The 14,984-nt window shown below is 56.2% G+C and carries 13 protein-coding genes; 5 read left to right on the forward strand and 8 right to left on the reverse strand.

Features of this window, described 5'->3' with window-relative positions; genetic code table 11:
* Positions 1-26 precede the first annotated feature (26 nt).
* From ADM64_RS03160 to rpmH, 8 genes are all read right to left on the reverse strand, one after another.
* A complete protein-coding gene (locus tag ADM64_RS03160) occupies positions 27-980 on the reverse strand; it encodes a hypothetical protein (RefSeq protein WP_049193106.1) in 954 nt (317 codons plus the stop codon).
* A gap of 11 nt (positions 981-991) precedes the next feature.
* On the reverse strand, positions 992-2,269 hold the full coding sequence (locus ADM64_RS03165) for a ParB/RepB/Spo0J family partition protein (RefSeq protein WP_049170106.1): 1,278 nt from the start codon (positions 2,267-2,269) through the stop codon (positions 992-994).
* A 21-nt stretch (positions 2,270-2,290) separates the two neighbouring features.
* On the reverse strand, positions 2,291-3,247 hold the full coding sequence (locus ADM64_RS03170; protein WP_016421734.1) for a ParA family protein: 957 nt from the start codon (positions 3,245-3,247) through the stop codon (positions 2,291-2,293).
* A gap of 278 nt (positions 3,248-3,525) precedes the next feature.
* Positions 3,526-4,161, reverse strand: a complete 636-nt coding sequence (gene rsmG / locus ADM64_RS03175; protein ID WP_049193120.1) for a 16S rRNA (guanine(527)-N(7))-methyltransferase RsmG — start codon at positions 4,159-4,161, stop codon at positions 3,526-3,528.
* A 320-nt stretch (positions 4,162-4,481) separates the two neighbouring features.
* On the reverse strand, positions 4,482-5,630 hold the full coding sequence (gene yidC, locus ADM64_RS03180) for a membrane protein insertase YidC (protein WP_049193107.1): 1,149 nt from the start codon (positions 5,628-5,630) through the stop codon (positions 4,482-4,484).
* A gap of 86 nt (positions 5,631-5,716) precedes the next feature.
* Positions 5,717-6,049 carry a membrane protein insertion efficiency factor YidD gene (yidD, locus tag ADM64_RS10755; protein ID WP_080972909.1) on the reverse strand — a complete coding sequence of 111 codons (333 nt, stop codon included), beginning with the start codon at positions 6,047-6,049 and terminating at the stop codon, positions 5,717-5,719.
* Positions 6,009-6,389 carry a ribonuclease P protein component gene (rnpA, locus tag ADM64_RS03185; RefSeq protein ID WP_005511651.1) on the reverse strand — a complete coding sequence of 127 codons (381 nt, stop codon included), beginning with the start codon at positions 6,387-6,389 and terminating at the stop codon, positions 6,009-6,011. The genes yidD and rnpA overlap by 41 nt, the downstream gene beginning before the upstream one ends.
* 20 nt (positions 6,390-6,409) lie before the next feature.
* Positions 6,410-6,547, reverse strand: coding sequence for a 50S ribosomal protein L34 (gene rpmH / locus ADM64_RS03190; RefSeq protein ID WP_005511646.1), 138 nt, complete (start codon positions 6,545-6,547; stop codon positions 6,410-6,412).
* A gap of 694 nt (positions 6,548-7,241) precedes the next feature.
* Between rpmH and dnaA the strand changes: the two genes are divergently transcribed.
* The 5 genes from dnaA (at position 7,242) to gyrB (ending at position 14,889) form a co-directional block, all read left to right on the forward strand.
* Complete coding sequence (gene dnaA, locus ADM64_RS03195) at positions 7,242-8,990, forward strand: chromosomal replication initiator protein DnaA (protein WP_048731378.1); 1,749 nt, start codon at positions 7,242-7,244, stop codon at positions 8,988-8,990.
* Between the two features lie 502 nt (positions 8,991-9,492).
* Positions 9,493-10,683 (forward strand): DNA polymerase III subunit beta, encoded by a 1,191-nt coding sequence (gene dnaN / locus ADM64_RS03200; protein WP_048731377.1) that lies wholly within the window; start codon positions 9,493-9,495, stop codon positions 10,681-10,683.
* Between the two features lie 9 nt (positions 10,684-10,692).
* Entirely contained in the window at positions 10,693-11,892 is a 1,200-nt protein-coding gene (gene recF, locus ADM64_RS03205; protein WP_048731375.1) for a DNA replication/repair protein RecF, read from the forward strand.
* A 5-nt stretch (positions 11,893-11,897) separates the two neighbouring features.
* Positions 11,898-12,560 carry a DUF721 domain-containing protein gene (locus ADM64_RS03210; protein WP_049170117.1) on the forward strand — a complete coding sequence of 221 codons (663 nt, stop codon included), beginning with the start codon at positions 11,898-11,900 and terminating at the stop codon, positions 12,558-12,560.
* A 289-nt stretch (positions 12,561-12,849) separates the two neighbouring features.
* On the forward strand, positions 12,850-14,889 hold the full coding sequence (gyrB, locus tag ADM64_RS03215) for a DNA topoisomerase (ATP-hydrolyzing) subunit B (RefSeq protein WP_016421743.1): 2,040 nt from the start codon (positions 12,850-12,852) through the stop codon (positions 14,887-14,889).
* The last annotated feature ends 95 nt before the right edge of the window (positions 14,890-14,984 follow it).

Here is a 14,984-nt window from a genome sequence, read left to right on the forward strand (position 1 = left end):
ACACGGCTGACCAATGAAACCCAGCGCTAAAGACTGAACAGCTTTGAGCGCATAAAGGGTTCTTTCGCACTTAGATCCAACGCATGGCCGATTTCTTCGTCCCAGTCCAATTCCGCATCCAACTCGATACGGAGTTTCGGATGAATCGGATGTGGAGTCACCACCCGAAACCCGGAGTCAAGAAGGATTCGCGTACGAATCAAATCACCGGCGTTATGGTTAATCGCCGCCAACGAATCTGAAATACACGGCTTTGGATTCAGCTTTTCTTCGAGTTGCGCCTCGAAATCAGCAATTAGATTCTCCGTACCGTCGTCAGGCGTTGGCGACGACGGCGTGGATGCCGACATAGAATCCGCCGTGCCACTACAACCAAACGCTTCTACCGCTGAAATCCCGCGCAGCGCGAGCTTGTGCAGAGCGGTCACAATGAGCACGCGGAGCATGTCATCGTCAACCTCTAAAGCGTTGTAATGCAGACTCGTCAGCGCAATCGCATCCGGCGATATTGGTCCGGAAGGCATGGAAAATGTCGTCGGGCAGAAGCGTGGCGGAGCAAAGAGCAGCGTGCCGACGGTCTCAGGTTTCCCATCGATAAGTGATGCCGGTGGCTTTCGTCGTAGTGAATATCCGCACGGTCCCCAGGAAAGGTAGACGGTATTGAGCCATGCTTCCTTCTCCAAGCGCACCTGGGCGGCTAAATCAGGGCTTAAATCGCCATTTAAGAGGCTTTCACTAGCTCCGCCTGGCCGAGTAGGGGGTTGGCCGTCCGAATGCTTTAAATCACCGTTGAGCGCTTCATCCTCTTCTGGCGTGCTGGGGTCCAAATTAGGTTCGCGCGGCTCAGTCGAGAACTGGGGTAGGGCAGTTGCTGTACGGATATGCTCCATGCCCTGTTCCCAAAACAGGCTTAACATCGTCTCTGGATAGATTCCTTCGATGTCGGCCAGCGAAATTTTCTCGATGAATACTTCAGTCACAGTAACCGGGTTTACTCTTCGTCGAGATGCATCAGTGACATGATGCGATCAAAGTCCTCGAGGTTGCCGAATTCGATAACGATTTTGCCCTTACGCTTGCCCATCTGGGCAGTCACCTTCGTATCAAAAGAATTGGACAGGCGGTCAGCCCAATTGTGAAGGACCTCCGGCTGCGGAGTGGGCTCGCGGTGCTGCTTTTTCGGTCGCTCGCCGGCATTGAGTAATGTCACTGCTTCTTCGGTCGCACGGACGGATAGTCCTTCAGCAACAATTCGCTCGGCGAGGCGCTGCTGTTCTTCCTTACCTGCCTTAACTCCAAGCAAGGCACGTGCGTGACCAGCCGACAGAACACCGACCGCTACTCGTCGCTGTACCTCCACCGGCAACTGCAAGAGTCGAATCATGTTGGTAATAACGGGCCGCGAGCGACCGATTCGATCCGCCAGCTCTGCCTGAGTTACACCAAACTCTTCGAGTAGCTGCTGGTACGCAGCGGCCTCTTCGAGTGGGTTCAGCTGAACGCGATGGATGTTCTCTAGTAGGGCATCGCGAAGCATGTCCTGGTTTGGAGTATCGCGAACGATGGCGGGAATCGTGTCGACCCCAGCTCGCTGAGAAGCACGCCAGCGACGTTCACCCATGATGATTTCAAACTCGGGTTGCGGCGCGTTCGGATCTTCCTTGCGCGCTGCCTCGAGTGCGGCCGCACGACTATCCTCAGAGATTGGTCGTACGATAATCGGCTGCAATAGACCGAACTCACGAATAGAGTGAGCGAGCTCATTTAGGGGCTCCTCATCGAAGACCTCTCGTGGCTGCTTCGGGTTCGGCGTGATCAGCTTCAAGTTGATTTCGCGATAGGTCGCGCCAAACTCGTTTGCGGCCGAAGTGTCAACATCGGTCGGCTTGGCGCCGCTATGGTCCGCTACTCCCGATGTCGTCGAGGGCGATGTTTCACGTGAAACATCGCTACACTTACCAATAGTCTTATTGTCACTGTGACGTTTCTGCGCCTCATTGGTATGAGGTTTGCTCTGGCCGGATTTTGCAGATTTTCCGGCGTTTTTCCCTTCAGTCAACGAGGTGCCGGATCCCGTCGCGGCTGCCCCCAGTACGTCGGCAACTCCGCTACTTCCAGGCTGCTTCGTCCCCTGGGTACGGCGGGGACCGAAGATAATATCCGCGGCACTCTCACCTACCGAGGGGTTAGCCGCCGGAGCAGTTGGGATCAGCGCGGCGATACCGCGACCGAGCCCTCCCTTGCGGTTCTCCTTTTTTTGATTCGACATCGGTTACTACTCCTAGTGGCTTTAATTTGTCTCAGTGGAATTGGACGGGGTAGGGGAGGAAGCTGGTTTTTGCCCAATCGCACTTCCACCCGGAACTGCTGAATAGTCGCCACGCGTTGCCAATTCCTTCGCGGCGTCAAGATAAGCAACTGCGCCCCGAGACCCTGGATCGTAGGAAATTACGGTCTGCGAATATCCCGGAGCCTCCGATACCTTCACGGATCGAGGGATGAGATTACGTAGCACAACCTCACCGAAGTAGTTACGAACCTCATTGGCAACTTCTTCCGAAAGCTTGGTGCGGCCATCGAACATAGTGAGCAGCACAGCAGAAATATGTAGCTCCGGATTGAGATGCTGACGAATCATCTGCACGTTATTCATCAGCTGAGTCACACCCTCCAAGGCGTAAAACTCACACTGAATCGGGATCAAAACCTCGTTGGCGGCAGTCATCGAATTCAGAGTCAACAGACCGAGCGAAGGAGGGCAGTCAATAATGAGAAAGTCAAAGCCGTTGTCAATCAGGTACTGATCTGACACTGCATCGAGAAGTCGGCGCTCACGGTTCAGGAGCGAGACCAGCTCAATCTCGGAGCCCGCCAAGTCCAACGTCGCTGGCACACAAAAGAGATTCTCAGATTCAGGGGAACGCTGGATGACATCGTCAATCTGTAGTTCGCCAATTAGAAGCTCATACGTCGACGGGGTCCCGGAAACATGCTCAATCCCCAGGGCCGTAGAAGCATTTCCCTGCGGGTCATTATCGATGACTAGCACCTTGAGACCATGCCGCGCGAGCGCCGACGCGATGTTGACTGCCGAAGTGGTCTTGCCCACGCCACCCTTCTGGTTGGCGATAGTAATACGGCGCGGGCGTTCGGGGCGTGGAAGCGATAAACGGTTCGGGGCCTTAACTTGCGCTGCCCGTTGAGCTGCCGCAGCGATGGGTGTGTCTTGCCAGGACTTCCGGCTCATTAACTATTCCCCTTACAAGCACAGCAATCACCAATCATGGCCACTGGAGTGCGAATAAAAACTTAGTAACTATCTGCAAAAGCGTAATCATCAAGCCCCAACAACCGTTAGACGCCGACGATTGTGGAATGTTTCACGTGAAACATCCACCTTGGTCGCTAGGACTTTGCCATACCGCGATACTTATCCCACTCTAGCCCGACGGCACTACGCGCCTCAATGCCGAAACCAGAACACAAACGAATCCGCAGTGGAGTTGGGGGAGCGGGGCTTACAGCCTACTTCTTCTGAATAATCACGGCGTACGTCGAAGTTCCCAACACGGAACCGCCGACCTCTACGACGCGGGGATTAATTCCCTTCGCCTTAGCAATAAGCTTTGCATCCCGATCGATTTCCTCTTGGGCAGTTCCACCCTTCAGTGCAACCATCGCGCCTCCGGATTTAACTAAAGGAAGCGACCATCCCGCCAACTTCCCAAGAGGGGCAACAGCGCGGGAGGTGACGACATCCACTTGGCCAATCTCAGCGCGAACCACTTTCTCCTCAGCACGCCCGCGAACTACCGTTACATTGTCCAGCTCAAGATCTTCCACAACTTCGTTCAAAAAGGTTGTACGGCGCAGCAATGGTTCCACAAGAACCACCTTCAAATCCGGTCGCGCAAGAGCAAGCGGAATGCCGGGCAAGCCAGCCCCCGAACCAATATCCGCAACTACAAGCCCTTTGCCTATCGCTTCTCCAACTACCGCAGAATTGATAATGTGCCGATCCCACAGCTTTGGAGTTTCACGTGGTCCAATCAAACCTCGGACTGTCGCCTCCTCGGCCAACCATGAGTGGTAGCGGTATGCCCGATCGGCATTGTCTCCAAACACGGTATCTATCACCGAACGCAGATCTGCATCGACCAAACCTGCGGAGGCTTCTTGCTTATCGACGTCTTTCGCGGAGTTACTCAACAGTTCCTCTAACCTTTCCAATGGGGCAGCTGTGCCGTCACTCGTCGAGCTTTTCAACACCCCTAGTGTACGACAGTGCAACAACGATGTTTCACGTGAAACATTGACTGGGGATGGATGCCAAACTCGAGACTCCAGAGAAAATTACAGATCTGTAATAACAGCGACGTTGTTTGCGTGGGAGGGGACTAAGGCAAACAAAAACGCCCCGCAGCAAATACGGGGCGTTCTGATTAATTAACTTATGTAGACGAAGCGCAGTGCTACTTCAGCTATTTCTTCTTGCGCTTCCGTTTCTTCCGATTCGCGGGATTCTGTCCCGGCGCCGGCTTGGAAGCCGGACCCTGCTGTCCCTTCGCCGAATTGCCATCCGGAAGGTGGCTAGAAGCCTTGTTCGCAGTAGAAGCCTCACCAGACTGCGACTGCTGCGCTTTCTGCGCTGCCTGGCGCTTGCCTCCCTTCTTGGGGTTGATTGGCTTCTGGCCAACCTTCGGAGCGAGCTTCTCCTGTGCCTCGCGCTTGGCAGCCTTCTTGGCTGCGACAGCTTCCTTCTCTTCCTCATCCAGCTTGCCAAAGATGTAGCGCTGCTGGAAGTAGGTCCACACGTTGTTAGTCACCATGTAGACAAGAAGACCGATGTGCCAGAAAGCACCGGTAACAAGAATCATGATTGGGAAGAACCAAAGCATCATCTTGTTCATCATGTCCATCTGCTGCCCCATAGGGCCTTCCTGGCGCTTCACCAGACCGGCTTCCTGGCGGGCACGCGTGCGCTCAACAGACATACGAGCGTTGAAGTGCGTTGCCAGTGCCGCGACAACAATCAGCGGGATAGCAACGATCATGATGTCCATGCGGGTGAAGTCTGCAGGCGTACCAGGCACGGTAAAGGCTGCGTATTGATCCTCACCCATTCCAACCGAACTGGACAGTGGAGCATTGAGCACACGAGCCAGGAGGAAGGACCGCACCTCATCTACACCGAAGATGTAGTTAGGCGTATTCCAATTCTGCTCCACCGACATGCCGAGCGCATTGCCCGACGTACCCGTTCGGTTAAACGAACGCAGCACGTGGAAAAGACCGATGAACACAGGCATCTGAACCAGAATCGGCAGACAGCCGCCGAGCGGGTTGACACCCATTTCCTTCTGTAGCTGGCGCATAGCAAGAGCCTGAGCCTGCTGATCATTCTTGTACTTCTCCTTGATCGCCTGCATCTCAGGAGCGAGTTGCTGCATCTTGATGGCAGAACGCTGCTGGTTCAGCATCGGCTTAAACAGGAGGATACGGATGGTGACCACAAGCAAAATAATGGCCAGCACCCACGAGATACCCGAGGAGGGATCGAATAGGAAACCTGAGGCCTTATGCCAGAACCACAGGATGGCCGAAATCGGCCCATACACGAAATTGAGCACGGTCTAAGATCACTCCGTTCTTTAGGGGGCAGCGCACTCGCGCCTTCGTCTACAAAGCCCGGTCAAAGGCTAAGCATTACTAGAGGTTACCTGTGCATTCGCTTTAACCACGAACCCAGGCCGGGGAATGTAGCTGGAACTGGATCCCAGCCGCCCGGATGCCAGGGTGCGCAACGGAAGATACGCAGGAGAGTCAGCCACAGGCCACGAATAGCTCCGAAGCGGCGCACGGCCTCAAGACCATATGCGGAGCACGTCGGTTCAAAACGACATGTGCTCGTTGGCTTCAGATTAGAGATACGGCGGCGGTAGAAGAGAATCGCCCTCTCAGCCACACGTGCACCGGGGGCCTGGGCGAGGGGGCCGTCGTCAAGCGAATTAGCGCCGACGTTCGTATGTAGCGAGTGCCGATTGCACATCGTGGGACAGCTCCTGGCTGGTGGCTGTGGCAGAAGCGGGCAGCGCGCGAACGACAATGTCCATAGTGGACGGAAGATCCTGCGCGGCCGCAGCCATAACATGGCGGAGCTTGCGGGATACAGCGTGACGAGTCACGGCGTTGCCCACAGCTTTAGATACGACAAGACCGACACGTGGACCACCAAACCTGGCAATCTGCGTATCGGTCTTATCTTCACCGCCAGAAGCGGCGGTGTCACGAATATGCAAGACCAACGTCTTGCGTCCGATTCGGCGTCCACGTCGTACGGTGACCGTGAAGTCACGCGAAGAACGCAGCTTATTGCTCTGAGGGAGCACCGAAATCGGTGTCCTCTTACTTAAGCGGACAGGCGGGCACGGCCCTTGCTGCGGCGTGCTGCCACAACGGCGCGACCGGAACGGGTACGCATACGGGTACGGAAGCCGTGCACGCGTGCACGACGGCGGTTATTCGGCTGGAACGTCCGCTTCGACACGGTTGACACTCCTTGAAACTCAAACGACCACGAGTCCACGCTGAACACACCGCAGTAAACTCCTCGCTTCGAGTGCGAGGCAGCGATGCGTCTGACGCATTCCCGTGATGCACGGAAAAATTACTTACCGACAGATTGAAAGCTACATGCGTTCTGTCGGGTCCAAGCACAAGCTCGGACTCATATCTCAATGGATATGAAACACCCAGATAGGTTACGTCGAATCGAGCGAGAAATTCAAATCAACACGCCGGATTTACCTGGAGAATCATTTTCCAAGTTTTCCGACGGTACCGATGTTGACCTGTGGAAATACTGACCTATGCACTGCAATCCACAGGGTGTTTATCCCATTAGCTGTGGATAACTTCCACACCATGAATCACAGCGAGCAGGGGAAATAACGTGTTTACCTAGGTAAACGCAGACTAGGGGGCTATTTTTCATTGTGGGCAAACTGTGGATAAACTGTTAGTCAATTAGCGACAAGGTTTATCCACAGGTGTGGACAAACATGTGGAAGTCCTGCTCGGGGCGTATAGCACCTTGTGTAGAAACACCCCACAGGGCGAATTACAATAAATAGCCCCCAAATGGGCAGATATGGCGCTCTCGCCATGCCAAAAACACTCCACAAAAACAGGTCGCCTCGATAAATTTGATGAACGTAAACATGTAAAAGGACATTCACACAGTGAGCGAACAACCAGAATTGCCAGGTGGACTCTGGGAGCAGGTCGTTTCTATCCTGACTTCACCAGAAGGTGCGCCGGAGTTGGGCATTGCACCACTACGCCCGCCACACAAGGCACTGCTGCGGTCAGTGACGCACACTGGTGACTTTCCAGGTTTTTTCCTGCTCAGCACTCAATCGCCAGTGGTGCAGGCGCTGGTAAAAGAAGAGCTCAAAGGCATTATCGAGGCCGTCTTAGCTTCGCTGACCGGCGAGGAGTTGGAAACAGTCATCACCGTTGCCGATCCTGCTGACGACGCTGAAGATAGCCAGGCAGCAGAGACCACTCAACCATCTGCACAGCACTCGGGGCAGATGCCATCTGCAGCTTCGCGTCCGCAGCAGGCTCAGCGTCAACAGCCAAACCAGCAGCACCAGCAGCAATCTGGCCGCAACTACCCGTTCCCCAGTGCAGATACGAACGACTTCAATCTCCACGAGCAGCACCAGGGATCGACGCAGACGCCACAGGTGTCGCAGACGCACCAGCCGAATGTCCATAATCAGCAGAGTGCCCAGTCACAACGCCGATCGATGGACGCCGTAGATTCGATGGCCCAGGGGCTTTCGCACTCATCTGCCGAGAATCCGATGACTATTGCTGATCAGCGCCAGGTCACAAGTCCTTTCCGTTCCGAGAGCCACGGCACTCCAACCGAGATGAGCATGCCTTTCGAGGAGCCCACCCTCAACCCGAACTACACCTTCGAGACCTTCGTTATTGGTCCGCAGAATAAGTTCGCCGCCGCGGCCGCCGTCGCTGTTGCGGAGTCTCCGGGGCGCACCTACAACCCGCTGTTTATCTCCGGCGGTTCGGGTCTTGGCAAGACGCACCTGCTCCACGGCATTGGCCACTACGCCAAGCATTTGTACCCTAACCTGCGGGTTCGCTACGTTTCCTCGGAAGAGTTCACCAACGACTTCATTAATTCCGTGCGTGACGACGCCCAGGAATCCTTCAAGCGTCGCTACCGCGATTTGGACATGCTCATCATCGATGACATCCAGTTCTTGGAGGGCAAGGAAGGTACACAGGAAGAGTTCTTCCATACGTTCAATGCCCTGCACCAGTCCAATCACCAGATTGTGCTGTCGTCGGACCGCCCACCACGCGAGCTTAAGACGCTGGAGGATCGCCTTCGTACCCGCTTCCAGTGGGGGCTCAATCCGGATCTGCAATACCCGGACTTGGAGACGCGAATCGCAATTCTGTCGAAGAAGGCACAGCTGTCTGATTTGGTCGTTCCGCATGATGTACTCCAGTACATCGCGGAGAACACCTCGTCTTCTATTCGTGAGCTCGAGGGGCGTCTCCTGCAGATTAGTGCTCACGCATCCATGATTCATGAGCCTGTGACCTTGAAGTTTGCGCAGGAGATCCTCGGTGCCGACGAAATCGAGGTGCAGATTACCCCGGAGATCATCATCTCCACCACGGCTGAGTACTTCGACCTAACGGTTGCGGATTTGGTGGGCCCGGGTAAGACTCGCCCGGTCGCTCATGCTCGCCAGATCGCGATGTACTTGACGAGGTCCTTCACTGAGCTTTCGTTGCCGTCGATTGGCCGGGAGTTCGGAAATCGTGACCATTCGACGGTTTTGCACGCTGAACGCAAGATTGTTAAGGAAATTCAGGAGAAGAAGCCCTCAAAGGACCAGGTCAACGACCTGACTACGCGCATTCGAGACCGAGCTCGCGGCACGGCTTAAAAACCTTGGGCTCGGCGTGCGGAATTCTTGTTATTAACTGCGGTTTTTCCGTGCACAGAGCTGTGGACAACTCGTAAATTTTGTGGATGAAAGATGAAGCCCGAACACTATCCACAGACACCCCAAGTTATCCACAGTTAGACGCACTGGTTATCCACAGCTCGAAACCGGTGAAGACCAGCGGGAATCATGTAATTTCACAATGTGCACACCCCCTATTACTACTCCCGACTTTAAAAATCTCTAGAAACTTCTAGATAAAAGGGAGCCTGCGCACAACCTCTGGCAAACAACCTCTGGCGCACAACTTCGAAAATGCCAAAAACGAGTAAGAACTACGATCAAGCACTAGACGGACTACAAGAATCCCAGTGAGGTCTTTGGCAGTCTGCAGTAGAGTTGTACGATGGAATCTTTGTAACTCCAGTCATGTGCGCTGACATAGCGTGCTGACAACACAAAAGACGGCTAATAACAGACATCCAATACCGGTGGAGGAACGATGGAGCAGACCGAAGTCCGTATTCGCGCGGCTAAGGACGATCTCGCGGGTGCGGTGAGCTGGGTTGCTCGTAACCTGCCTGCACGCCCGACTCAGCCGATTCTGCGTGGCATGATTTTTCTCGCGGATGACAATGGTCTGCAGCTCGCTGGCTATGACTACGAGGTCTCGACTCAGATTCGTATTAGCGCAGAGGTCGATGAGCCCGGTCGCTTCGCCGTCAATGGCAAGTTGGTTTCTGACATTGTCTCTAAGCTGCCGAATAAGCAGGTAGAGATGCACTTTGATGGCACGAAGGTCATCGTTCGCTGTGGTTCTTCCCGCTTCGAACTGCCAAGTCTGACCTTGGAGGATTACCCGCAGCTACCAGAAGCTCCGGCTGCTACCGGCACTGTCGATGCCGCTCTGTTGGCTGAGGCTATTGGTCAGGTCGCTATCGCTGCCGGCAAGGATGAGTCGCTGCCGATGCTGACCGGCATCCGGATGGAAACCGAAGGTAACGAGGTCACTCTCGCTGCCACCGACCGTTTCCGCCTGGCGGTTCGCAGTTTCGAGTGGGAGCAGATCCCGGAGGGGGAGACCAAGCTGCTCATCCCGGCAAAGACCTTCGCGGAGACTGCCCGCACTCTCGATACCACTTCCAGCGAGCCAGTGACCTTGGCATTCGGCGACGGATCCGATGATCGTGAGGTCGGCTCCGAAGGTCTGCTGGCTATCCTCGCCGATCCTCGTCGCACTACCACGCGATTGCTGGACGCCGAGTTCCCGAAGTTCCGTCCGCTGCTGCCGAAGCAGCATTCCTCCATGGCTGTTGCTCGTGTTGACCAGCTGCAGGATGCCATCCGTCGTGTGTCTCTGATGGCGGATCACGGTGCGCAGATTCGCATGGACTTCTCCGATGGCCAGGTTGTCCTTTCCGCTCATGGCGACGAGGTCGGTCACGCAGAAGAGACTGTGGCCTGCAACTTCTATGGGGAACCACTTCTGATCGCCTTCAACCCGCAGTACCTGCTCGAGGGGCTCAGCGCTGTTCGCTCCCACCGCGTTCTGCTGGGCTTTACGCAGCCGTCGCGTCCCGCGATTCTCATTCCAGAGCCGGAAGCTATCCCGGAGCTCGGTGAGGACGGCTTCTACCCAACGCCGGAGACCGACTTCACTTACCTGCTGATGCCTGTGCGCCTGCCGGGCTAGTCTGCGGCTATGCACATTCGGTATTTGTCCTTGCGGGACTTCCGCTCCTGGCCGGAGTTGGAAGTCGAGTTCACGCCTGGAATTACCGTATTTACCGGGCAAAATGGCTACGGCAAGACCAATATCGTCGAGGCCGTTGGGTATCTCTCCACGCTCGGTTCGCATCGAGTGTCTACGGATGCTCCGCTGGTTCGTTCGGGGACCCCGTCGGCACGCATTTCGGCGACGGCGGTCAATGATGGCCGAGAGCTGACGGCGCATCTGCTCATCAATCCGCATCGCGCGAATCAGGCGCAGATTAATCGCACGCGGCTGAAGTCTCCGCGGGAGCTGCTGGGGATCGTCAAGTCGGTCTTTTTCTCGCCCGAGGATCTCACGTTGGTCAAGGGCGAGCCCGCGTCCCGTCGCCGCTACATCGATGATTTGCTCGCTTTACGACGGCCACTGTCCGCAGGTATCCGCATTCAATATGACAAGATCTTGCGTCAGAAAAATGCGCTGCTGAAGTCGGCGGGCTCGACGCTGCGCCGTGGCTATTCTTCCTCGGAGGGGCAGGCCGCACTGAGCACGCTGGACACCTGGGATGCGCAATTGGCGCAGGTGGGAGCGGCACTAATGGCTGCGCGCATGGATTTGATTGCCGAACTGTCGGAACACGTCAGCGAGGCCTATGCCACGCTTGCCCCGCACTCGCGCCCAGCCACGATTGCCTATGCGCCGAAGGTCGACAGTCTGGATGGCGGGCCATTGCCCAGCGAACCGGAGCTGCTCGAGGCACTGCTGCTGACGAAGATGGCGGAGCGCCGCACCGCGGAGATTGAGCGCGGTTCCTGTCTCGTTGGTCCGCATCGCGATGATCTCAACCTCATTCTCGGCAATGACCCCGCCAAGGGCTTCGCTAGCCACGGCGAGACCTGGTCTTTTGCACTCGCGCTGCGTCTCGGCGCGTACTTTTTGCTCCGTGCCGATGGGCCCGACCCGATCTTGGTGCTTGACGACGTGTTTGCGGAGCTCGACCGGCATCGTCGGGAAGCTCTCATGGAAATCGCGCAGCAGGCTGAGCAGGTGTTGATCACCTCGGCGGTGGGGGAGGAGTTGCCTCAGGCACTGGTCGAGGATTCTTCTGTCACTCATCACACGGTGACGGTGGCGCAGACTGAGCAGGGGCGAATCTCACTGCTGGATGAAAACCCAGTCGCGGAAGAGTGACGGGTATGGTCGAGAACATGGAGCCGGATAACTCACCGGAAGAAGAAAAGGACCTGATTAGCGACGCTTTCTTCCGCATGCGCGATGCCGCTAAGGAGGGCGGTCACAAGTTACCGAATCTCCAGCGGCCACCGAAGAAGAAGGGCTCGTGGTCTGGCCTCGATAGCCGTGTGCCTGTGAAGGCCGCGGAGGGGATTGTTGCGGACGTCGATAAGCAGCGGGCAGCGCAAGCAGTGGTACGAGATCGTGCCGGTACGGTGATTTCGCCGAGCCTATTGAAGGAGGCGGGGATTCGGCTGTACCGGAAATATGACCGTCGACCTGCGCCGATTGGTGCGGTGCTGAATAAGGCAGTAGTTGATCGCGGCTGGCAGATCCATATTGCCCACGGTGTGATCATGACGGAGTGGGATTCGATGGTCGGCAAGGTTGTCGCGGAACACTCCCAGGTCAAGGAGTTCAAGGACGGCACTTTGGTGGTCGAGTGCCAATCGACAGCATGGGCAACACAGCTGCGGCTAGCACAGCGACAGGTTTTGAAGTCGATTGCGGAACGCGTCGGGGATGGAGTGGTTGAGGAAATTAAGGTGCTTGGGCCAAAAGCGCCGAATTGGCGCAAGGGCAAATTGCACATCGAGGGCCGAGGACCGCGTGATACTTACGGGTAAAGGTCGGTAAACGGTCTACGATTAGCCGTCGGTATGCGTAAAACTGCGAAATTTGGTCCTTTGAGCGCATCGGCTATATCCACAGTAGGGGACTACGTTGGGGTAAGATGGGCAGGAGAAAACCGGCAGGCGGTTCTTGAGACGTTATCGACTTCCAAACTAGCCAGACCTATCTAGTAGTCCTAGGTGGTTCTGGCTGGCGCTGATAGCACTTGACCGCCGGCCTATTTTTCGCGCGCTGACGAATGTTGCGCGGGGAGAGAACCAAGAATAGGAGACGCGCCGAACCGTGGCTGCTACCGAACATCAATATGACGCCTCATCGATTACCATCCTCGAGGGCCTCGAGGCCGTGCGTAAGCGGCCGGGTATGTACATTGGCTCGACTGGTGAGCGTGGTTTGCACCACCTGGTGTGGGAGGTTGTAGACAACTCCGTCGACGAGGCGATGGCGGGTTACGCCACCGATGTTGAGGTCACTCTGCTGGAAGACGGCGGCGTTCAGGTCCGCGATAACGGCCGTGGTATTCCTGTCGAAATGCACCCGTCGGGTATGCCGACGGTGCAGGTGGTTATGACTCAGCTGCACGCCGGCGGCAAGTTTGACTCCGAGTCCTACGCTGTTTCCGGTGGTCTGCACGGTGTGGGTATTTCGGTGGTTAACGCGCTGTCGACGCGCATGGAAACCGAGGTCATCCGCGATGGCTACACCTGGTACCAGAACTTCGACCAGGCTGTTCCGGAAGAAATTATCCGAGGTAAGAAGACTCGCGGTTCGGGTACCACGCAGCGTTTCTGGCCGGACCCGGAGATTTTTGAGACCACCGATTTCAAGTTCGACACCATTTCTCGCCGCCTGCGCGAGATGGCGTTTTTGAACAAGGGCCTGACCATCACGTTGGTGGACAAGCGTGTCTCCGAGGAGGAGCTCGAGGCCGAGGCTCTGGCGGAGCAGGCGGAGACCGAATCCGCTGAAATCGCCAAGGATGCGGTTGAGGAGCAGAAGGAGAAGGCAGAGAAGACCACCAAGCCGAAGGAGCGCCGCAAGGTCTTCCACTACCCGAATGGTCTGCGGGACTATGTCGAGACTCTGAACAAGTCGAAGAACATCATCCACCCGACCATCATTTCCTTCGATGCTGCAGGTGACGGCCACGAGGTCGAGATTGCAATGCAGTGGAACTCGGGTTACTCCGAGTCGGTGCACACCTTCGCCAACACCATTAACACCATTGAGGGTGGCACGCACGAAGAGGGCTTCCGTTCTGCGTTGACATCGCTGATGAACCGCTATGCGCGTGAGCACCGCCTGTTGAAAGAGAAGGAAAACAACCTCTCCGGCGAGGACTGCCGTGAAGGTCTCGCTGCCGTGATTTCGGTGAAGGTCGCCGATCCGCAGTTCGAGGGCCAGACGAAGACGAAGCTCGGTAACACCGAGGTGCGTTCCTTCGTCCAGCGCATGACTAATGAACACATCGGTCACTGGCTGGAGGCCAATCCGGCTGAGGCCAAGGCCATTGTTAACAAGGCCATTGCTTCGGCGCATGCCCGTCAGGCGGCTCGTAAGGCCCGTGACCTGGTACGTCGTAAGTCCGCGACCGATCTTGGCGGTCTTCCGGGTAAGTTGGCGGACTGCCGTTCGAAGGATCCGAAGCAGTCCGAGCTGTTCATCGTGGAGGGTGACTCCGCAGGTGGTTCTGCAAAGGCAGGCCGAAACTCGCTGTTCCAGGCCATTTTGCCGCTGCGCGGTAAGATCTTGAACGTCGAGAAGGCGCGCCTGGATAAGACTCTGAAGAATAACGAGGTCCAGGCCATTATTACGGCGCTGGGCACCGGTATTCACGACGAATTCGACATCGAGAAGCTGCGCTACCACAAGATTGTGCTGATGGCCGACGCCGACGTCGATGGTCAGCACATTGCCACGCTGCTACTGACGCTGCTGTTCCGTCTGATGCGTCCGCTGATTGATGAAGGGCACGTCTACCTCGCCCAGCCACCGCTGTACAAGCTCAAGTGGGCCAAGGGTGAGCCGGGCTACGCCTACTCCGATGCTGAGCGCGATCAGCTGCTGGAAGAGGGGCTGGCTGCCAACCGCAAGATCAACAAGGACGATGGTGTTCAGCGTTACAAGGGTCTCGGTGAGATGAACGCCGCTGAGCTGTGGGATACCACCATGGATCCGGATCACCGCGTGCTGCGTAAGGTCGCCCTCGAGGACGCGCAGAAGGCCGATGAACTGTTCACCATTCTGATGGGCGATGACGTCGCTTCACGACGTTCGTTCATCACCCGTAATGCGAAGGACGTTCGCTTCCTCGACGTTTAAGCCGGTACCTGGTTTTAGTTTTCGCCTTGTCGGTTCCCCTGACAAAACCTCAGTTCAGCCATTAATGTTTATGAAATGGAAGATACTCGGGGAAG

Source organism: Corynebacterium sp. 401_CJEI (assembly GCF_001076435.1).
Taxonomy (GTDB): domain Bacteria; phylum Actinomycetota; class Actinomycetes; order Mycobacteriales; family Mycobacteriaceae; genus Corynebacterium; species Corynebacterium jeikeium_D.